Below are 18,585 nucleotides of genomic sequence, written 5' to 3' on the forward strand. Positions count from 1 at the left end.
GTTTATTCGAGCCAATTCCTTATTTTAGTCGCTTAAATATTAGTAACTATGAAACTCTTAGGAATTGGCTCCAGAATAAACCACGCCCAATATGGCAAAGGTGTTGTAACAAATGTATCATCCACAGAATACTGGGTAACTTTTATAGACTCAGGACTTGAAACTATCGCTATCGACTCCGAATTCGAAGTCATTGAAGCCACAGATAACGAACTAGACACCGTCAGCTTCTACGAAGTAGAACAAAGTTTGCTCTCCATCCTAAAAAAATGGAACGGACTGGGCGAACCAGTAGCCATAGCCGACAAATGGAAAGGAGGTAACCTAAAACTAGAACCGGGACAAGTCGGAGTGCAGGGAAAAGATGTACCCATAGATGTGTTTTTCCACAAAATAGTCATGCTCAGAGACCGCCTAAGGGTAATGGAACAAAAAATAAACGCCAGTTCTATCGAAGAAATCGAGAAAGTCGAATTACAACAATACATTACGCGTATCTATGGAACACTCACCACGTTTAACGTGTTATTCAAATCGCAAAACCAGTATTTTGTAGGCGAAAAAACTAAGTAATTATAATTCATAATTTAAACAACTATGTTTTGCTATCATAAAGTAAAACACCTCTACAGCTGCTATAAAAAACTATGAATCTATGTGTTTAAAAATAAATGAAAATCAATCACAAAAATAGGGTTGTATTTTAGTACCTTTATATCACTAAATTAAAGTACTCATGAAAAGAACAATAACGGCTCTAGTCCTATTTGGACTAATCATATTAGGATGCAAAAGTTCTTCTAGCAACACCGGCAGCACCTTAAAACTTGTTTTTGAAACCAAAAGCAACAGTGGCGTAACAGGAACAGCCGCTTTTACTCAAAAGAACAACGAAGTAACACTGGTAGCCAAACTAGCTGGACTGAAACCTGGTGAACACGCCATTCACATTCATGAAAAAGCCGATTGTTCTGCCGCCGATGCTGCATCAGCAGGAGGACACTGGAATCCAACATTCAAGAAACACGGAAAATGGGGAGATATTGAACACCACAAAGGCGATATAGGCAACTTCCTAGCCGATGAAAAAGGAAATGCCACCATCACCTTCAAAACCGATGAATGGTGCATCAGATGTGGCGATGAGACTAAAGACATCGTCAACAAAGGACTAATTGTTCATGAAAAACCAGATGATTTTATCACGCAGCCAACTGGTGCTGCTGGAGCACGAGTTGCATGTACTGCTATAATAAAATAGCCTTATTATATGATTAACCCATCAGCGTTTGGCTGGATAGATAAATTTTTTGTTGAGCAGGAAACTACTCATCAAAATTTTATGGTTTCGGAAGAAGATTTTTATCTACGAACCAGAGCTACAGGTTTTATTTTTGGTCATATAATTGGTTTTGATTCTGTTAAACCCATAACAATAAAAGATCGACTTGCTAAAGAGATTTCAAAAATTGGAATGCTCAATACTTTATATCAAATGTTTTGTTTATTTAAGCAAGATTCCGATAAAGATCAATTTGTTAATGAAGCTGTAGCCTTTTACAATTTGTTGTCTCCAAAAGGCTTCAATCCATTAGAGAAAATGCTTCCAAGTAGCTCTGAATCGAGTAAACTCGAAAAAATAATTCACGACAGAGTTCAAACCAATGAAGATTTATTTAGCAAAAGTTTTTCGCATGTAATTACGAATGCCCTGCTCTTTGTTGATGTTTTAGCATTCAAAAAATACTTAGAAAATGGCTCGTTACCCGATAAATATTTCAACCGAATTGAAGAAATTGTGATTAGTATAATATCGCTTTCGTTAAAATCAAAAACGGGTTTCTCTGTTCATGATGAATTATTACAAAAGCTCTTTGAATCTTCTGTTCGCTATACTAAGTTTTCTGATAAACAAATTAAGTCTATCGAAGATTTAGATGTAAGTTACCTTGAACATGATTTAGAAAAATTTTATGTAATCGATTTGGCTGGAATAAGTCTATGGAGTGATGAAAAAGTAGAAAATGAAGAGCGGTATTTCTTATTCAAACTGGGAGAAAAACTAAATATTAATGAACGTTTCATAATAGAAAGTATCGATTTTATTAATGATTTTATCCTCAAATATAAAAACGAAATTCCGTATTTCAATAGTTCCAATCCTGTAAAAAACTTCTATGATCATACCACGGAAAGCGTATTAGTTTTAATCAATAGAAATAAGAAACGTTTGGTAAAAGAAGTTTCTCAAAGCAAAGAGTTGATGCATCTTTTGGCCAAATCAACACATAAAGAATTGGACAAAGAAGAGAAGAAAAAAATTAAAAATCAATTACTTGATATTTGTAAAACAGTGCCATCGCTAACTATTTTCTTATTGCCTGGAGGAAGTTTGTTATTGCCAATATTGATAAAATTTATTCCTCAATTATTGCCGTCTTCTTTTAACGAAAACGAAGAACGAGAATAAAAATTTTTCTTCATAAGATTTTTTTTGTTTAAAAATGTAATTCATTAATAATTATCAATCCATGAAAAGTAAGCAGATTTCAATTTGCTTTTTTCATCTCGTATATAGCTTAAATAAGCTTCCGCGACTGGACTCAATGATTTGTTTTTCAACCATACCAAGTACCAATTGGACTTAATTGGAAATCCTTTCATCTCAATAATTTTTAAATCGCCTCTTTCAAGTTCATTTTTTAACCCTATGATTGGCATTATAGAATATCCTATTCCTGCAATAACGGCTTGCTTGACGGCTTCGTTAGAAGTTAATTGCATTTTTTTTGCGGACTGCAATCCATTTCTATAAAGATAATTTTCCATTACTAATCGAGTTGCTGAACCTTCTTCTCTATAAATTAGAGGATACTCATTTATTACATCTAAATCATCGTTATTAATTTTTGAAACTGCAGTATGATTACCAATTAAATACAATTTATTCTCGAGTAAAATCTCCGATTGCAATTGAATGTCATCAGGTAAAATTGAAACCAAAGCAAAGTCAATTTCATTATTTACTAAACTCTTGACCACTTTCGATTTATTGGTAACATCCATAACAAGATCAATACCTTTATTTTGATTTAAAAAATCAGACAAGAAATAGGGCATTACATACTTCCCTGTAGAAACTACAGATAAGGTTAATTTACCTGACAAAATCCCTTTAAACGTTTTTGATTTATACGTTATGGTGGCCACTTCATCCAAAACTTTTTGGGCTGTAATTGCAATTTCATTACCAAAATGAGTAATATATAATTGCCTTCCTATTACTTCTGTCAGTGGAATATCAAATTGATCTTGTAATTTCTTTAATTGAATAGATACGGCAGGTTGAGTCAAATTTAATGATTCAGCAGCTTTGGTAATACTTTTATTCTCAACAATCTTTAAAAATATCTGTAATTGATGTAACGTATAATGCATAAATATATATTATGTATTTCATAACAAATATAAATAAAAATATATACTTACAACGTTTTAGATTTGCAAAATAAAATTAACCAAATAAAATTATGCAAAGAATAACCATCGCGAAAGGAGACGGAATAGGTCCAGAAATAATGGACGCCACATTAGAAATCATCAAAGCTGCTGGTGCACAATTAGAGTATGATGAAATTCAGGTCGGCGAGAAAGTATACCTATCCGGAAACACTTCTGGAATAGCAAAAGAAAGTTGGGATACCATTATCAAAAACAAAGTATTTTTAAAAGCACCAATTACTACTCCTCAAGGAGGTGGCTATAAAAGTTTAAATGTTACGACCAGAAAATTTCTTGGATTGTATTCAAATGTTAGACCTTGTATGAGTTTACACCCTTTTGTGGAAACGAAACATCCCAAAATGGATATGGTGATTATCAGAGAAAATGAAGAAGATTTATATGCAGGAATTGAACACCAACAAACGGATGAAGTTATTCAATGTTTAAAAATAATCAGCCGTCCAGGTTGTGAAAAAATAGTTCGATATGCCTTTGAATATGCAAAAGCTTACGGAAGAAAAAAAGTAACTTGTTTTACCAAAGACAATATCATGAAACAAACGGATGGTTTATTCCACCAAGTGTTTAATGAAATTGCAGCAGAATACCCACAAATAGAAAACGAACATTGGATTATTGATATTGGTGCCGCGAAAATGAGCGACACTCCCGAAGCTTTTGATGTTATAGTGACTTTGAATTTATATGGCGATGTTATTTCTGATATTGCTGCTCAAATAGCGGGTTCAGTTGGTTTAGCGGGTTCAGCCAATATAGGCGAAGAGTGTTCTATGTTTGAAGCCATCCATGGTTCGGCACCAAGAAGAGCAGGACAAAACTTGGCTAATCCATCAGGGTTATTACAAGGAGCTGTTATGATGCTTAACCATTTAGGGCAAAACACTATTGCTACCAAAGTTCATAATGCTTGGTTAAAAACATTAGAAGATGGAATTCATACCTATGACATTTTCAAAGAAGGTAGTAGTACTCTAAAAGTGGGAACCAAAGAATTTGCTCAAGCTGTAATTGCCAACTTAGGTCAGAAACCTAAAACGTTACCAGCTGTTAATTACGAAAATGGGCAGCCACTTAATCTTCCAAAATACAAAAAACGACCACAAGCTAAGAAAGAACTTATTGGACATGATGTTTTTGTTCATTGGAACGGAACTGATGCAGAGAAATTAGCTGCTAAGATGAATAAAATTGGTACTTCAAATTTGAAACTAAGCATGATAACCAATCGTGGAATAAAAGTTTGGCCAGAAGGTTTTTCACAAACATTTTGCACCGACCATTGGCGTTGTAGATTTAAAACTGCAGAAGGAAATACGATAAATAAAGAAGAAATAATAGCACTTCTTCAACAGTGTATTCAAAATGAAATCGATACTATTAAAACAGAAAATCTATATCAGTTCGATGGTAAAATGGCATTTTCATTAGGACAAGGACAATAAATAAAACTATTATGGAACTACAATTATTAAATGATACTTTTTCGACTAATGAATCGATTGAAATAATAAATCAATTATTTCAAGTAAAAATTAAGTTTCACGAGGATAAAATTAAAATATCTCATAATGAGGAAGATGTAAAAATGAGAGAACAAAAAATTAAATTTTTGCAAAATGAATTAGCCGCTGCAAGGCAATTCATTGGTGCAAAATCGGGGTATATTTCGCTAAGTAGTCAAATAATTTTATAAAAAATGGATACATATCAGTTTAAGTTAATAGAAGGTAATTTTTCATCTCAGGATGCAAAAACAGTTTTAATGTCGGTAATAAATAGTAAAATCAATTTTCATAACCTTAATGCCTTTAGTGAATTTGTTAAAAAGAATGAAGATTGTGAAATATCAAAACGAAGAATATCAGTATTATCATCATCTATTGAAGATATCAACAAGCTTCTTGAAGAAAGTGAACGAAATGGAAAGAGATTAAAAATTAATGGTGACATTACTATAGAGTTCATATAACGAATTAGATTTGGATATTTTCAAAGGAAGAAGATTAGTCATTGCGACAAAACACAAGAAGGAAAGTGTTATTGCTCCTTTATTAGAAGAACATTTAGGAGTACAATGTTTTGTCCCGGAAGATTTTGACACCGATTTATTAGGAACGTTTAGTGGTGAAATAGAAAGAAAAGATGGACCAATAGCAACGGCAAGAAAAAAATGTCTTCAAGCAATGGAAATAACCAATTGTGATTTAGGCATCGCCAGCGAAGGTTCGTTTGGTCCGCATCCAACAATCTTTATGGCACATGCCGATGATGAGTTCTTACTTTTTATTGATAAGAAAAATAATTTAGAAATAATTGTACGAGAGTTAAGTCTCGATACTAACTTTAATGCAACAACTGTAGAGTGTTTTCAAAATTTGGTTAATTTAGTAAAAAACGTTGGATTCCCAGAGCATGCAGTTATATTAAAAATTACTGATAAAGAAGTTACTTCTGTTGTAAAAGGAATTCAGTCATGGGAATTATTAGAAGAGAGTTTTCATACGCTCTCGGCTAGTAATTCCCAAGTTGCTGCAGAAACCGATATGCGTGCCTTGTACAATCCAACCCGTATGAAGGTCATTGAAAAAGCTGCCCAAAAACTTGTAGAAAAAATAAAAAATCGTTGCCCAGAATGCCATACACCTGGGTTTGGTGTTGTAAATACTAAATCGGGTTTACCCTGCGAATGGTGTGGTTTGCCAACAAATTCTACAAAATCACATATTTATCAATGTCAAAAATGTAATTTTGAACTGGAAAAACTATTTCCAAATGATAAAAAAACAGAAGATCCGATGTACTGTGATCGTTGTAATCCTTGAAAGATGACAGAACAAATTAAGAAAGCTTCGAAATTGTTAAAAGCTGGAAATGTGGTGGCCATACCAACAGAAACGGTTTACGGTTTAGCTGCAAATATTTTTGATGAAAAGGCAGTAAAAAAAATATTTGAAATAAAAGGCAGGCCATTATTTAATCCGTTAATTGTTCATATTAAATCGATTGAAGATTTACAAAATGTAGCAACAAATATTCCTCCTAAAGCTTGGATTTTGGCTAACTATTTTTGGCCTGGTCCGTTAACATTAGTGTTGCCAAAGAAAAAAACTATACCCTATGTTGTTACCGCAGGAAAGGAAACAGTTGGTGTTCGTATTCCTTCACACCCAGTTGCTTTGGCACTTTTGGAAGAAGTCGATTTTCCTTTAGCAGCTCCAAGTGCCAATCCTTTTGGATATATTAGCCCTACTAATGCAGCCCATGTTCAAAAACAATTGGGAACAAAAATTCCCTTTATACTTGATGGAGGAAATTGCGAAAAAGGAATTGAATCTACCATCATTGGCTTTGAAAATGATGAACCTGTTTTATACAGAGTTGGTGCTATTTCTAAAGAAGCTATTGAAAAATGTATTGGTCAAATTGGTAGTAAAACAAAAGCTGTGGCAACACCCGAAGCACCGGGAATGTTGAGTAAGCATTATTCTCCAAAAACACCATTTATGGTTTCAGAGAGTATTATTTCTGATATTGAAAAATATAAAAATCAAGCAGTAGGATTTGTTATTTTTTCTAATGGAATAGTTGAAACTTCAGAAAAATTTATCCTTTTAACAAAAACTGAAAGTTTAGATGAAGCAGCTCAAAATTTATATGCCGCTATGCACCAACTTGATGCTCAAGGATTTGACTTCATCATAGCCGAAAAATTTCCTGAAACTGGCATTGGCATCAGTTTAAACGATAGATTATCTAGAGCTCAAGAAGTAGAATTCGATAAAGAAACACAGAAAGAAATAAATAATCCAAATAACTCCTAATGAATTTAGATTTACTTTTAGATAATTTAACAAATCCAGCACTTTTATTTTTTCTTTTGGGAATTATTGCCGTTCAATTAAAGAGCGATTTAGAAATACCGCCAAACTCTTCAAAATTTATATCGCTATATCTATTGTTTTCAATCGGTTTCAAAGGTGGTCAAGAGTTAGCCCATAGTCACTTTAATTTAGAAATTATATGGTCAGCACTCTTTGGAATTTTGATTGCCGTCGTGATTCCGTTTTATAGTTTTTTTATATTGAAAAGGAAATTTAGTTTTGAAAACGCAGGTGCCATAGCTGCTGCCTATGGCTCGGTAAGTGCTGTAACTTTTGTAACTGCAGTTTCATTTTTAGAAATTCAAAAATATACATTTAGTGGACACATGGTTGCCATCATGGCTTTGATGGAAGCGCCAGCAATTATTGTTGCTGTAATATTAATGCGATTATACAATAAAAAAGAAACTAATACTACTAACCTTTCATCAGTTATAAAACATTCGTTAACTAATGGAAGCGTATTGCTAATTATAGGTAGTTTGTTAATTGGTTTTTTAGCAAGCGATCAACAAGCTATGGGAATTAAACCATTCACTACGGATATTTTCAAAGGTTTTCTTGCGATTTTCTTATTAGACATGGGAGTTGTAAGTGGAAAAAAGTTGGATGTTTTTTTTAAAAGCGGTTGGTTTCCTGTATTATTTGCATTGATAATTCCATTACTAAATGGCGCATCCGTAGCATTTTTAAGTCAGCTAGTTACAGCTGATGTTGGAAACCGATTTATGTTTTCCATATTAGCTGCAAGTGCCTCTTATATTGCAGTTCCAGCAGCAATGAAAATAGTAGCTCCAAAAGCAAATCCGGGTTTGTTTTTACCGATGGCACTAGCAATTACTTTTCCTTTCAATATCACTTTTGGAATGCCAATATACCTTAGTATAATACTTTGTTGTTAAAGAAAATTAATTAGAAAATTTCAAGCGATACACTTCATCAAGTTCATCATTGGAACTCATATTCACCCCTAAATCAGTAACATAACCTGAATTTAATCCATAAGTCCAACCATGAAGTGTTAAATCTTGACCGTTGCGCCATGCGCCTTGAACAATTGAGGTTTTAGCCAAGTCAAAAACTTGTTCTTGCGCATTTATTTCAACAAATTTATTAAAACGCTCTTCTTCATCTTCAATAGCATTTAAATACGTATCATGTAATCGATATACATCTTTTATGTGACGAATCCAGTTGTCTATCAATCCTATAGATTGATTACCCATAGCTGCTTTTACCCCACCACAACCATAATGTCCACAAACAATCACATGTTTTACTTTCAAAACATTCACTGCATAATCCAAAACGCTTAGCATATTCATATCCGAATGAACTACCATATTCGCTATATTTCTGTGAACAAAAACTTCACCCGGTTTTGCTCCAATAATTTCATTGGCAGGTACTCGACTATCAGAACATCCTATCCATAGCAAAGGCGGTTGTTGTCCTTTGGCTAAATCTTTGAAATAATCTTTATCAATAGCAACTTGATCTTCAACCCATTTTTTATTATTATCAAGAATCTTTTTATAAAATTCAGCACTCATAGTTTGTCTTCTTTAAATATTATTTCTTTATTTTCTATTACTTCCATTTTTCTTTTCATAACATTGTAGCGATGTTCAATAGTTACTTTATTTTTATAGCCATCACTATTTTCTAGGTTATAAGCATCTTTAAACCCAACCAATTTAGTACTAATATTTAACTCTTTTGATTTTATTTTTTTGAACTCCTTAATTAAATCCAACACATCATGAGCAATATAAACAGAATCCGTTGCATTGATAACAACTTTTGAATTGGATGGAATATTGTTTAATGTAGCTTTAATTGCGGCTTTATTTAAAAAAGATACTTCTTGAGCTAAATCGATGTGTATGATATCACCTTCCGAATATTCTTCTTTTCTAAAATTATAAGCACGTTGCATATTCCCTTTCAAAACAAAAATAATACTGATGATTATTCCCAATGTTACCCCTTTTAATAAATCAGTAAAAACAACTCCAATAAATGTTGCAATAAATGGTATAAATTGATATTTACCTTTTTCCCAAAAATGCTTTATGATATTTGGATTTGCCAATTTATAGCCCACTAATAATAAAACGGCTGCCAAAGTTGCCAACGGAATTTTATTCAAAAGTGTTGGAATTGCCAATACACTAACCAATAATAAAATACCATGAATAATAGCGGACATTTTAGATTTTGCGCCAGCATTATTATTTGCCGAAGTTCTCACTACAACCGATGTCATTGGTAAACCACCTAAAAGAGCGCTTAAAATATTTCCAATTCCTTGTGCTTTTAATTCTACATTAGTATCCGTATAACGTTTCTGAGCATCCATTCTATCGGCAGCTTCAATACAAAGTAAGGTTTCGATAGAAGCCACGACTGCAATAGTAATTGATACTATCCATACTTTACTATTAGTAAAAGCGGAAAAATCAGGAGATACAAATATTGATTTAAACTCAGCTAAAGTTTTTGGAACTGGCAAATTCACTAAATGTTCGTTTGAAATAGCCAAACTACTTCCGGATTGAATAAAAAATTCATTCAATAAAATTCCGACAATAACCGCTATTAAAGCAGCTGGAACTAATTTTAACTTTTTCAAAAATTCAAATTTAGTCCAAGCAATCAAAATTGATAGTGAAACTAAAGTAATGACAACCGAACCCAATTGAATATGATTGAAAACAGAAAACAACTCGGAGAATGTATTGAGACCGTCTTGTTGTAAAAATGATTCATCACCTTCAAAATCATTATCATAACCAATGGCATGAGGAATTTGTTTTAAAAATATAATTACTCCAATTCCTGCCAACATTCCCTCAATAACATTAGTTGGGAAATAATTTGAAATGCTTCCTGCTTTTATAAAACCTAAAACCAACTGAATTATACCTGCAATTAAAACTGCCAAAAGAAAAGAATTGAACGAGCCTAAATCGGTTATAGCAGTCAATACGATAGCTGTTAAACCCGCCGCTGGACCTGAAACACTTAAATGCGAATTACTCAAATAACCAACCACAATTCCACCAACAACACCAGAAATAATTCCAGCAAATAGTGGTGCGCCAGAAGCTAAAGCGATGCCTAGACACAATGGTAATGCAACTAGGAATACGACTAAACCTGAAGCAAAATCAGATTTAAGATTGGCAAAAAGGCTTGTATTTTTTGTCATAATAGCAGTATTTTGAAAAAAATCAGAAAAATAATAATTTCAACATTGTAAAAATATCACTATTTTTTTAAAATAATAGTGATTCGAGTAATACAAAAAGAAAAATAACTGAAAGACAATTTCAACATCCTCAAATAAAACTATCTAAGTCCAGAAAAAATCTTTTAACATTAGTTTAAATCGTAGAATTCATAAGTTTATCTTATAGTTTTTATATTTACATCAAATATTATTATAATGACCATCACACAACTTAAATATGTCTTAGCAGTAGCCGAACATAAAAACTTTACTCTTGCAGCCGAAAAATGTTTTGTTACCCAACCTACATTAAGCATGCAAATACAAAAAATTGAAGAAGAACTCGGTATTCAAATTTTTGACAGAACCAAAAAACCAATTCAACTTACAGAAATTGGGCAAAAAATAGTCAATCAATCGAAGAACATAGTTAGCGAAGCCGATAGAATTCAGGATATAGTTGACCAACAAAAAGGGTTTATTGGTGGTGAGTTTCGATTAGCAATAATCCCGACTGTGATGCCTACTTTATTACCAATGTTTTTGAATAACTTCATCAAAAAGTATCCAAAAGTTAAACTAATTATTGAAGAATTAAATACTGCTGAGATTATTACAAGATTAAAAAATGGTCATTTAGATGCAGCTATCGCGGTTACACCTTTGGAAGACGAAAAAATCAAGGAAGTTGTTTTATATTTTGAACCATTTGTGGCTTACATCCCATCCAATCATCAATCATTCAGTAAAAAAGAAATTGAAGTGTCAGATTTGAATATAAATGAAATTCTATTACTTCAAGATGGACATTGTTTTAGAGATGGTATTTTGAATTTATGTAAAAATCTAAATTCAGAGGATAAAAATCATTTTCAGATTGAAAGTGGAAGCTTTGAAACATTAATAAAATTGGCTGACGAAGGATTGGGCACTACCTTACTTCCTTTTTTACATACTTTAGATTTAAAAGAAAAAGATCAACTTAAACTTCGTCATTTTAAAGAACCAAAACCAGCTCGAGAAGTGAGTTTGATTTTTCCTAAAAATGAATTAAAAATTCAAATTATTGATGCTTTAAGAAGCACAATTGCTGGGGTTGTGAAAGGCGCTATTGTTTTTCAAAATGTCCAAATAATAAGTCCATTACAACAAAAAAAATAAGGAGCTTTTGCACAAACTCCTTATTTCTTTCTGCTAACTAACTACAGATAAACATTGTTTTAATTCCGGATGCTCATTCGTAAAGAACTGCAACCATTTTTTTAATTGCTCTACTTCGTATGGCAATAAATTTCGCACTGCCTTTTTCAATTCCTTTGCAAAAAGAATTGGATCGAAGCTTACTCTTTCGAGCACGGATTTGGTGTAATCGTAAATCATTCTAGGCATAATTTTTAAGATTTGGGGTTATCTTATTGTAAGAACGTTTAGTAAAAATAGAATAAAAAAATAATTATAACAACATTTTATGTTAAAAAAAGACGCTAAAAAACTATTAATATCGATGAAATGCACATTTAAATAAAATTAATAAGTATAATATTACTAAAATAATTAAGTGAAATAAAAAAGGAACCTTTTAAGTTCCTTTAGTTTTATTAACTGTTAATTCGGATGACACAGTGTTTCAACTCGGGCTTTTCAATAATATAACTCATAAGCCACTGCGTTAGTTCTTCAAGTTCATAAGGTAACAAAACCTTGTAGGCCTTTTCAAGTTCTTTGCAAAATAAATTTGCGTCAAAACTTACTTTCTTCAACACTGATTTTGTGTGGTCTAGCATTGTTTTAGACATAAAAAAGTAAAAATGTTTAATTAAAAAATTAGATAAGAACGTCTGTTGTCTTATCAAAAATAATAATATAATAAATAGTAAAATGAAATAAAAAGTTAAATATTATCAACAAAAATGTTAAATTTTTGACAGTCCTTTAGTAGCGCGTAACATTTCTCTTTTACCTGGAGCACCTGGTAATTTTTCTACGGAAAAACCTGCTGAACGCATAGCGTTTTTAATAGTTGTTCGGCAAGCATATGTCACCAATACTCCATTTGCTTTCAAAGCTTTAAACATAGATACAAAAATTTCTTCAGACCAAAGTTCGGGCTGAACTCTAAAACCGAAAGCATCAAAATAAATTAAGTCAAAAGCATTCTCATCCTTAACATCTTGAAAGAATTGCTTTCGTTTCGTTAACAAGAAAATCTCTGAAAGTTTATTTTTTTCTTCCCAATTAGATTCGTGTATTTGTTTGAAAAGGGAACTTTCTAATGCATCTATTTCTTCAACGTAATTCATTTGAAAAGCTTCTTCTAAAGTAATAGGATATGCCTCTACTCCAACATAATCAATGACTTGATTGGTTTTTTTAGCCTCCACGAAAGTGATAAATGCATTCAAGCCCGTTCCAAAACCGATTTCTAAAATAGCAATGGGATTTGTTTTGTCAATTTTCAAAAACTCGGTTCCCTCAAAAAGTGAAAAGCCATTTTTTATGAATACATGATAGGCTTCTTGAACAGCACCATGTTTAGAATGATAACTTTCATTCCAATCTGGCAAATGAATGGTTGTGGAACCATCATTGGTTTGAATAATTTCTCTTTTCAAAATTATTCGATGTACAATTTTTTAATTCTTGGAATTGGTCCTCCACATTTTTGTTTATGACATTGAATACAAGCATCCACACCTTCATTGAAATGTTTTTTAGCATTTTGAGGATCTTTATAGATCAATTCTTGTGCTTTGATAAACTTAGCTGCTTGTTCTTTAAAAAATCCATCATTGTCTGACTCATCGGTCATTACAGCTTTATGAATTTTTAAAAAGTGCTGAGGAAATTGTCCAATAGTATCACCTTTTTGTATGCGATCTTTTAAGCGTTGGTTATCAACATACATTTGTTCCATTAATGTTGCCATTTCAGACATTTGATACATCTCAAGTTTCTTTCCTTTTTCAGTTGCACATTTCTCTTCTTCTACTTTATTTTCTTCTTTTTTTTGACAAGAAATTACTAATAATGAAGAGATAAAGAATAACAATACAAATGGAATACTTTTTTTCATTACAAATTACTTTTTGATATAAACACCCTCAGCTGTAAATGCATAAGTAACTTCTGGTTTTGTAATTTTTGCTATTTCTGCAGCCGATTTACCGCCATCTTTAGCATAGTGTCTTAGTTCTTCAACAGATTCAACATCTACAAATGCTTTTCCTTTTACGATGGCAAGGCTGTTATCTGCATTTAAAGGAACGAAAAAACCATAGTCTTTAAACTTTACGAAAGAATTATCATCTCCGGCTAATTCCATTTTCATCCAACACCCTTTCTTTTTACAAACCGATTTGATATTTGATTCAAATTGAACCACAAGTGTATCTCCTTTTTTTAGTTTTTTATATTTTTTCAACATTTCAGCCTTGTTATAGACCTTGTCTACTTTAAATTTCTCACCAAAAGAGGCATAATCATTAGCATTGAAAGTTGCTTTTTTCTGAGCCATTACCGTTGTTCCTATCAATAAGAACAGTACTACTATAAAATTAATTTTTTTCATGTGAAGTATTTTTATGAGTTGCGAATATAATGAGATAAACAAAACTTAGAAATATATTCTCAATTTATTTAAGTAATTATTAAGAATTCAGTCAATGAAACTTCATAAAAAAAAATAATTCAAAAAAAGTTTTCAAATTTATTTTCGGATGCAAAATGCATACATATTTTTATTAGTTTTACAAAAAACTAGCAACGCGACTATAATTTTCAGAAAATCAATCACAAACAATTGTTTAACAGTAGTTTAAATATTTTTCTGAGTAAAATTTATTTATTTCATGATATTAAAAACTACTTCCGAAATCGATATAGTAAGAGCAAATTTTTCTAAAATTAATGAAGTCGATTTTGAAAACCTTTCCTTCGGAAATGTATTTACAGATCATATGTTGATCTGTGATTTCAAAGAAGGTAAATGGGGAAAACCAAGTATTAAACCCTATGAACCTTTTATGATTGATCCTTCGGCTAAAGTATTTCATTATGGCCAAGCCATTTTTGAAGGCATGAAAGCCTATAAAGATAGTAACAATGACGTTTGGCTTTTTAGACCCGATCAAAATTTGGATCGATTTAACAAATCGGCTGTACGGATGGCGATGCCCGAAATTACAGAAGAAATATTCATAGGTGGTATCAAAACCATTGTCGATATGGAACGCGACTGGGTAAAAAAAGGATTAGGCAATACTTTATACATCAGACCATTTATGATTGCGATTGGCTCGGGCGTTATTGCACAACCATCAACGCAATATCGATTTATGATTATACTTTCTCCTGCACGTTCGTATTATTCTGGTGAAGTAAAAGTAATCATTGCAGAACACTATAGCCGAGCTGCTAATGGCGGAATTGGAGCAGCAAAAGCGGCTGGAAATTACTCTGCTCAGTTTTACCCACAGAAATTAGCTCAAGAAAAAGGATTTCAACAAATCATTTGGACCGATGATGCCACACACACCAAATTAGAGGAAGCTGGAACAATGAATGTGTTTTTCAGAATTAATGATACGATTTATACTGCACCAACGAGTGAGCGTATTTTGGATGGTGTAACCCGTAAAAGTTTGATTGACATTGCGCACCGTGATGGTATTAAAGTAGAAGAGCGTTCAGTATTAGTTGATGAAATAGTAGCTGGTGCCAAAGACGGAAGTTTGAAAGAAATATTTGGAGCTGGAACTGCTGCAGTGGTAAGTCCAATAGTAGGCTTTCAATACCAAGAACATTATTATGAGTTACCAAAAATAGAAAACTCTATAGCAATTCAATTGAAAGAGAAATTGACTAAAATACAATACAAATTAGCGGATGACACTTTTGGGTGGATGGTAAAGGTTTAGTGTTCAGTGTTCAGAAAAAAGTGTTCAGTTTTATAATAATTACTACGAAGAAACTTTGAGTTTTTCTTAAATAATTGGTTTTTAAAAACTAAGTTTAATTGACATAAATCAAGTAAAAACTAAAATTGCCATATTACACTGAACACTAAAAACTGATCACTGAATACTATTTCAGTATTTCCTCAAAACTGGGTTTAAAATAATTTGGTCCTTTTAAAACTTTGCCATCTTCACGATAAATAGGATTTCCGTCTTCACCAAGTTTACTCATATTGGAGCGTTGTATTTCGTCAAACACTTCTTCGATTTTATGTTGTAAACCGTGTTCTAAAATGGTGCCACACAAAATATAGAGCATGTCACCTAATGCATCGGCTATTTCAATCAGATCATTATTCTGAACGGCTTCGAGGTATTCTTCGTTTTCTTCTTTCATAAGATTAAAGCGAAGCAAATTTTTTGATTCCCCTAAATTAGCTTTCATTTCATAACTTACTCCTAATCCGAATGACGTATGAAATTCTTTTACTGCATTGAGTTGTTTTTGCATTTTATATCGAAATTTATTGTTAATGCAAATTACAACTTTCCGATACATTTGAGTAAATTTGTTGAAAATTTGAAATAAATGTTCACAACTGGTCAATGGATTTTTGCCGCTCTGTTTTTTGTTACTTTTGTAATCGCTGCTTATTTTGCTTATCGCAAAGACAAAACACTTCACCAAAAAGTATATAAAGGAAGTTATAAGATTCTAATCGGATTCCTGCTTTTTATTGCGATACTGTTTATGATAAAAATATTTTTAAAACACTAAAACAAAAATGAAATAACTGTTCATCTAATTTTGTAAAACCAAAAAAAGATTATGAGAATTTTAAAATATATTTTGTTGCTTATTCTTTTGGCTTTGGTCGGTATTACCGTTTATGTTGCTACTCAAAAAGGCGACTTTGAGGTGTCAAAAAGTAGTGTTATTAAAACTCCTAGAACTACAGTTTTTGACTACATCAACGATTTTAAAAATTGGGAAACTTTTGGTTCTTGGATAAAAAAAGACAGTGAACTGAAATTTAATTATAATTCAAAAACAATAGGTGCAGGTGCTAAATCATTTTGGAAAAGTAGTGCTAATGAAGGCGATATTAAAACGTATTTTGTAAAAGAAAATGATAGTATTGCTCAAAAAGTAAACTTTAATGGGACCACGGCACTACTTTCATGGACATTTAAAGACACTATTGGTGGTACCAAAGTAACAGTTCATAGCAAAGGTAAAATGGATATATTGACTAAAATCACTACCTTTTTTAAAGGCGGTATTAATTCCATTTTAGGAGATACTTATGAGAAAAGTCTGCGTAATCTTGACAAAACATTAAATTATGAAATGAAAACCTATTCTATTAAAGTGAATGGAATTGTTCAACGTTCTTCTGGTTTTTGCTTAAAACAAACTGTTTCTTGTCATATTAAAAACGTTTCTAAAAACATCAAAATTTTGATGTCAAGAATGGTGCGTTTTTCTACGAAAAATAAAATAGTATTAGCTGGAAAACCATTTGTACTTTACAATAGGTATGATATACCAAATGATTTTGCAACAATATCTGTATGTATTCCAGTACGTCAGAAAATTTTCATTTCGCCTGAGAGTGATGTTGCTTCTGGAGAAATTATTGCATTTACCTGTTTAAAAACTACATTAGTTGGAGATTATTCTCATACAAAAGAGGCGTGGTCAAAAGCTCAGAAATACATTGTTGATAATGGTTTAAAACAAAACTTTGCAGGCAATTATACAGAAGTTTATGTTAAAACCATAGACGACGTCAAGCAGCCGTCTAAATGGATTACAGAGATTTATATTCCAGTTTTCCCAAAAGTGGAAGCTCCAAAACCATTACTTGTAAATGCGCCACCAAAAACTCAACCTGTTGAGCTTCCTCCTACCATTGTTACCCCAACTGAAACTCCATAATTTATTTAAGATTAAACCTTTTCAGTTATCTTTATTCCAAACGCTAAATTTTCAAATTGCAAGACGAAAAGGAATTCATCCAGGAATTATTAAATCCGAAGACGCAGAATAGTGCGTTTCAAAAACTCCTGCGCGAATACCAGCGTCCTTTGTACAACCATATTCGAAATATAGTTTTAAATCACGATGATACAGATGATGTGTTACAAAATACCTTTATTAAGGTTTTTAGGTATTTAAAAGATTTTAAAGGTGATAGTAAATTATTTTCATGGATGTATCGCATTGCCACTAATGAAGCAATTACGTTTATTAATCAAAAAGCAAAAAGAAATGGAACCACAAGTGAGGCATTACAAACTAGATTGGTTGATAATTTGAAAGCTGATGTATATTTTGATGGTAATGAAATTCAAATCAAGTTACAAAAAGCAGTTGCTTTATTACCCCAAAAACAACAATTGGTATTCAAAATGAAATATTATGAAGAACTAAAATACGAAGAGATGTCTGAAGTTTTAGGAACATCGGTTGGTGCATTGAAAGCATCGTACCATCATGCCGTTAAGAAAATTGAAGATTTTGTCAAAAACAATTAAACCATTTAACATTACTTTTGTCAAACGCCCATGAAAGATTTTAAATTAGATAATGAACCGAAAATTTGCTCAGGATTTACAATACCTGATCGTTATTTTGACTCTTTCTCAGAGAAAGTTTTAGCACAATTACCCAAAGAAGAATCGAAAGTTATTTCGATTTTTAATACCAAAAAGAAATGGTATTTCGCTGCAGCAGGAATTCTTGGTTTAATGCTGTCAATTCCAATTTATAATAATTTATTAACTAAACAAGACGAAATAGATTCTGTTACTTTAGAGAATTACATTGCTTATCATTCAACAATAACTGAAGATGAAATAGTTGATTTGTTAGAACAAGAAGACTTAGATCAAATGAAAATTGAGCTTAATATTGATGACGCTTACATCGAAGACATTTTAAAATCAAACACAAATTTAGAGGAATACTTAATAAACTAATTAC

Annotated in this window: 23 protein-coding genes; 14 read left to right on the forward strand and 9 right to left on the reverse strand. The window is 32.0% G+C overall.

The genetic code is table 11. The features are described 5' to 3' along the window. Positions 1–48: 48 nt before the first annotated feature. The 3 genes from ACIQ2L_RS06850 to ACIQ2L_RS06860 all read left to right on the forward strand — a co-directional run bounded on the left by ACIQ2L_RS06850 (position 49) and on the right by ACIQ2L_RS06860 (position 2,470). Positions 49–573 (forward strand): hypothetical protein, encoded by a 525-nt coding sequence (locus ACIQ2L_RS06850; protein WP_396157406.1) that lies wholly within the window; start codon positions 49–51, stop codon positions 571–573. Positions 574–736: 163 nt separating this feature from the next. Continuing rightward, entirely contained in the window at positions 737–1,261 is a 525-nt protein-coding gene (locus ACIQ2L_RS06855) for a superoxide dismutase family protein (protein ID WP_396157407.1), read from the forward strand. A gap of 9 nt (positions 1,262–1,270) precedes the next feature. Next, on the forward strand, positions 1,271–2,470 hold the full coding sequence (locus tag ACIQ2L_RS06860; RefSeq protein WP_396157408.1) for an LETM1-related biofilm-associated protein: 1,200 nt from the start codon (positions 1,271–1,273) through the stop codon (positions 2,468–2,470). Positions 2,471–2,514: 44 nt separating this feature from the next. Here ACIQ2L_RS06860 and ACIQ2L_RS06865 read toward each other — a convergent pair whose 3' ends face one another. Beyond that, positions 2,515–3,438 (reverse strand): LysR family transcriptional regulator, encoded by a 924-nt coding sequence (locus tag ACIQ2L_RS06865; RefSeq protein ID WP_396157409.1) that lies wholly within the window; start codon positions 3,436–3,438, stop codon positions 2,515–2,517. Positions 3,439–3,530: 92 nt separating this feature from the next. On the opposite strand from ACIQ2L_RS06865, the gene ACIQ2L_RS06870 reads away from it, so the two are divergent. From ACIQ2L_RS06870 to ACIQ2L_RS06895, 6 genes are read left to right on the forward strand one after another with little or no spacing between them, the layout of a single operon-like run. Further along, positions 3,531–4,967, forward strand: coding sequence for an NADP-dependent isocitrate dehydrogenase (locus ACIQ2L_RS06870; RefSeq protein WP_396157410.1), 1,437 nt, complete (start codon positions 3,531–3,533; stop codon positions 4,965–4,967). Between the two features lie 11 nt (positions 4,968–4,978). Next, positions 4,979–5,218, forward strand: coding sequence for a hypothetical protein (locus tag ACIQ2L_RS06875; protein ID WP_396157411.1), 240 nt, complete (start codon positions 4,979–4,981; stop codon positions 5,216–5,218). Between the two features lie 3 nt (positions 5,219–5,221). Next, positions 5,222–5,494: a hypothetical protein gene (locus tag ACIQ2L_RS06880; protein WP_396157412.1), complete on the forward strand. Its 273-nt coding sequence runs from the start codon at positions 5,222–5,224 to the stop codon at positions 5,492–5,494. 10 nt (positions 5,495–5,504) lie between these two features. Beyond that, positions 5,505–6,347: a DUF6671 family protein gene (locus tag ACIQ2L_RS06885; RefSeq protein ID WP_396157413.1), complete on the forward strand. Its 843-nt coding sequence runs from the start codon at positions 5,505–5,507 to the stop codon at positions 6,345–6,347. A gap of 3 nt (positions 6,348–6,350) precedes the next feature. Further along, the gene (locus ACIQ2L_RS06890) at positions 6,351–7,346 is read left to right on the forward strand and encodes an L-threonylcarbamoyladenylate synthase (RefSeq protein ID WP_396157414.1); all 996 of its coding nucleotides are present in this window, start codon (positions 6,351–6,353) and stop codon (positions 7,344–7,346) included. Continuing rightward, on the forward strand, positions 7,346–8,308 hold the full coding sequence (locus ACIQ2L_RS06895) for a sodium-dependent bicarbonate transport family permease (protein WP_396157416.1): 963 nt from the start codon (positions 7,346–7,348) through the stop codon (positions 8,306–8,308). The genes ACIQ2L_RS06890 and ACIQ2L_RS06895 overlap by 1 nt, the downstream gene beginning before the upstream one ends. Positions 8,309–8,314: 6 nt before the next feature. Here ACIQ2L_RS06895 and can read toward each other — a convergent pair whose 3' ends face one another. Beyond that, entirely contained in the window at positions 8,315–8,959 is a 645-nt protein-coding gene (gene can / locus ACIQ2L_RS06900; RefSeq protein WP_396157417.1) for a carbonate dehydratase, read from the reverse strand. After that, the gene (locus ACIQ2L_RS06905; protein ID WP_396157418.1) at positions 8,956–10,620 is read right to left on the reverse strand and encodes a SulP family inorganic anion transporter; all 1,665 of its coding nucleotides are present in this window, start codon (positions 10,618–10,620) and stop codon (positions 8,956–8,958) included. Before ACIQ2L_RS06905 ends, can begins: the two co-directional genes overlap by 4 nt. Positions 10,621–10,857: 237 nt before the next feature. On the opposite strand from ACIQ2L_RS06905, the gene ACIQ2L_RS06910 reads away from it, so the two are divergent. Further along, a complete protein-coding gene (locus tag ACIQ2L_RS06910) occupies positions 10,858–11,802 on the forward strand; it encodes a LysR substrate-binding domain-containing protein (RefSeq protein ID WP_396157419.1) in 945 nt (314 codons plus the stop codon). 33 nt (positions 11,803–11,835) lie between these two features. On the opposite strand, the gene ACIQ2L_RS06915 is transcribed toward ACIQ2L_RS06910, so the two are convergent. The 5 genes from ACIQ2L_RS06915 to ACIQ2L_RS06935 all read right to left on the reverse strand — a co-directional run bounded on the left by ACIQ2L_RS06915 (position 11,836) and on the right by ACIQ2L_RS06935 (position 14,209). Continuing rightward, entirely contained in the window at positions 11,836–12,030 is a 195-nt protein-coding gene (locus ACIQ2L_RS06915; protein ID WP_396157420.1) for a hypothetical protein, read from the reverse strand. 209 nt (positions 12,031–12,239) lie between these two features. Next, entirely contained in the window at positions 12,240–12,437 is a 198-nt protein-coding gene (locus ACIQ2L_RS06920) for a hypothetical protein (RefSeq protein WP_396157422.1), read from the reverse strand. Positions 12,438–12,554: 117 nt separating this feature from the next. Beyond that, positions 12,555–13,253, reverse strand: a complete 699-nt coding sequence (mnmD, locus tag ACIQ2L_RS06925; protein ID WP_396157423.1) for a tRNA (5-methylaminomethyl-2-thiouridine)(34)-methyltransferase MnmD — start codon at positions 13,251–13,253, stop codon at positions 12,555–12,557. Positions 13,254–13,255: 2 nt separating this feature from the next. Next, complete coding sequence (locus ACIQ2L_RS06930) at positions 13,256–13,714, reverse strand: hypothetical protein (RefSeq protein WP_396157424.1); 459 nt, start codon at positions 13,712–13,714, stop codon at positions 13,256–13,258. 6 nt (positions 13,715–13,720) lie between these two features. Then, positions 13,721–14,209, reverse strand: coding sequence for a DUF4920 domain-containing protein (locus ACIQ2L_RS06935; protein ID WP_396157426.1), 489 nt, complete (start codon positions 14,207–14,209; stop codon positions 13,721–13,723). A gap of 280 nt (positions 14,210–14,489) precedes the next feature. Here ACIQ2L_RS06935 and ACIQ2L_RS06940 point away from each other — a divergent pair, with 280 nt between their 5' ends. Then, positions 14,490–15,557 (forward strand): branched-chain amino acid aminotransferase, encoded by a 1,068-nt coding sequence (locus ACIQ2L_RS06940; protein WP_396157427.1) that lies wholly within the window; start codon positions 14,490–14,492, stop codon positions 15,555–15,557. 166 nt (positions 15,558–15,723) lie between these two features. On the opposite strand, the gene ACIQ2L_RS06945 is transcribed toward ACIQ2L_RS06940, so the two are convergent. Continuing rightward, entirely contained in the window at positions 15,724–16,107 is a 384-nt protein-coding gene (locus ACIQ2L_RS06945) for a hypothetical protein (protein ID WP_396157428.1), read from the reverse strand. A 318-nt stretch (positions 16,108–16,425) separates the two neighbouring features. Between ACIQ2L_RS06945 and ACIQ2L_RS06950 the strand changes: the two genes are divergently transcribed. The 3 genes from ACIQ2L_RS06950 to ACIQ2L_RS06960 are packed head-to-tail and all read left to right on the forward strand — an operon-like array spanning position 16,426 to position 18,581. Then, positions 16,426–17,538 carry a GyrI-like domain-containing protein gene (locus ACIQ2L_RS06950; protein WP_396157429.1) on the forward strand — a complete coding sequence of 371 codons (1,113 nt, stop codon included), beginning with the start codon at positions 16,426–16,428 and terminating at the stop codon, positions 17,536–17,538. A gap of 56 nt (positions 17,539–17,594) precedes the next feature. Next, entirely contained in the window at positions 17,595–18,137 is a 543-nt protein-coding gene (locus tag ACIQ2L_RS06955; RefSeq protein WP_396157430.1) for an RNA polymerase sigma factor, read from the forward strand. Between the two features lie 30 nt (positions 18,138–18,167). Then, a complete protein-coding gene (locus tag ACIQ2L_RS06960; RefSeq protein ID WP_396157431.1) occupies positions 18,168–18,581 on the forward strand; it encodes a hypothetical protein in 414 nt (137 codons plus the stop codon). Positions 18,582–18,585: the final 4 nt, after the last annotated feature.

Source organism: Flavobacterium sp., assembly GCF_044369455.1.
Lineage (GTDB): Bacteria > Bacteroidota > Bacteroidia > Flavobacteriales > Flavobacteriaceae > Flavobacterium.

Bases quoted from the DNA above. Each gene is read 5' to 3' on its own strand.
- ACIQ2L_RS06850 (WP_396157406.1), top strand. From the start codon at position 49: ATGAAACTCTTAGGAATTGGCTCCAGAATAAACCACGCCCAATATGGC.
- ACIQ2L_RS06855 (WP_396157407.1), top strand. From the start codon at position 737: ATGAAAAGAACAATAACGGCTCTAGTCCTATTTGGACTAATCATATTA.
- ACIQ2L_RS06860 (WP_396157408.1), top strand. From the start codon at position 1,271: ATGATTAACCCATCAGCGTTTGGCTGGATAGATAAATTTTTTGTTGAG.
- ACIQ2L_RS06865 (WP_396157409.1), bottom strand. From the start codon at position 3,438: ATGCATTATACGTTACATCAATTACAGATATTTTTAAAGATTGTTGAG.
- ACIQ2L_RS06870 (WP_396157410.1), top strand. From the start codon at position 3,531: ATGCAAAGAATAACCATCGCGAAAGGAGACGGAATAGGTCCAGAAATA.
- ACIQ2L_RS06875 (WP_396157411.1), top strand. From the start codon at position 4,979: ATGGAACTACAATTATTAAATGATACTTTTTCGACTAATGAATCGATT.
- ACIQ2L_RS06880 (WP_396157412.1), top strand. From the start codon at position 5,222: ATGGATACATATCAGTTTAAGTTAATAGAAGGTAATTTTTCATCTCAG.
- ACIQ2L_RS06890 (WP_396157414.1), top strand. From the start codon at position 6,351: ATGACAGAACAAATTAAGAAAGCTTCGAAATTGTTAAAAGCTGGAAAT.
- ACIQ2L_RS06895 (WP_396157416.1), top strand. From the start codon at position 7,346: ATGAATTTAGATTTACTTTTAGATAATTTAACAAATCCAGCACTTTTA.
- can (WP_396157417.1), bottom strand. From the start codon at position 8,959: ATGAGTGCTGAATTTTATAAAAAGATTCTTGATAATAATAAAAAATGG.
- ACIQ2L_RS06905 (WP_396157418.1), bottom strand. From the start codon at position 10,620: ATGACAAAAAATACAAGCCTTTTTGCCAATCTTAAATCTGATTTTGCT.
- ACIQ2L_RS06910 (WP_396157419.1), top strand. From the start codon at position 10,858: ATGACCATCACACAACTTAAATATGTCTTAGCAGTAGCCGAACATAAA.
- ACIQ2L_RS06915 (WP_396157420.1), bottom strand. From the start codon at position 12,030: ATGCCTAGAATGATTTACGATTACACCAAATCCGTGCTCGAAAGAGTA.
- ACIQ2L_RS06920 (WP_396157422.1), bottom strand. From the start codon at position 12,437: ATGTCTAAAACAATGCTAGACCACACAAAATCAGTGTTGAAGAAAGTA.
- ACIQ2L_RS06930 (WP_396157424.1), bottom strand. From the start codon at position 13,714: ATGAAAAAAAGTATTCCATTTGTATTGTTATTCTTTATCTCTTCATTA.
- ACIQ2L_RS06935 (WP_396157426.1), bottom strand. From the start codon at position 14,209: ATGAAAAAAATTAATTTTATAGTAGTACTGTTCTTATTGATAGGAACA.
- ACIQ2L_RS06940 (WP_396157427.1), top strand. From the start codon at position 14,490: ATGATATTAAAAACTACTTCCGAAATCGATATAGTAAGAGCAAATTTT.
- ACIQ2L_RS06945 (WP_396157428.1), bottom strand. From the start codon at position 16,107: ATGCAAAAACAACTCAATGCAGTAAAAGAATTTCATACGTCATTCGGA.
- ACIQ2L_RS06950 (WP_396157429.1), top strand. From the start codon at position 16,426: ATGAGAATTTTAAAATATATTTTGTTGCTTATTCTTTTGGCTTTGGTC.
- ACIQ2L_RS06960 (WP_396157431.1), top strand. From the start codon at position 18,168: ATGAAAGATTTTAAATTAGATAATGAACCGAAAATTTGCTCAGGATTT.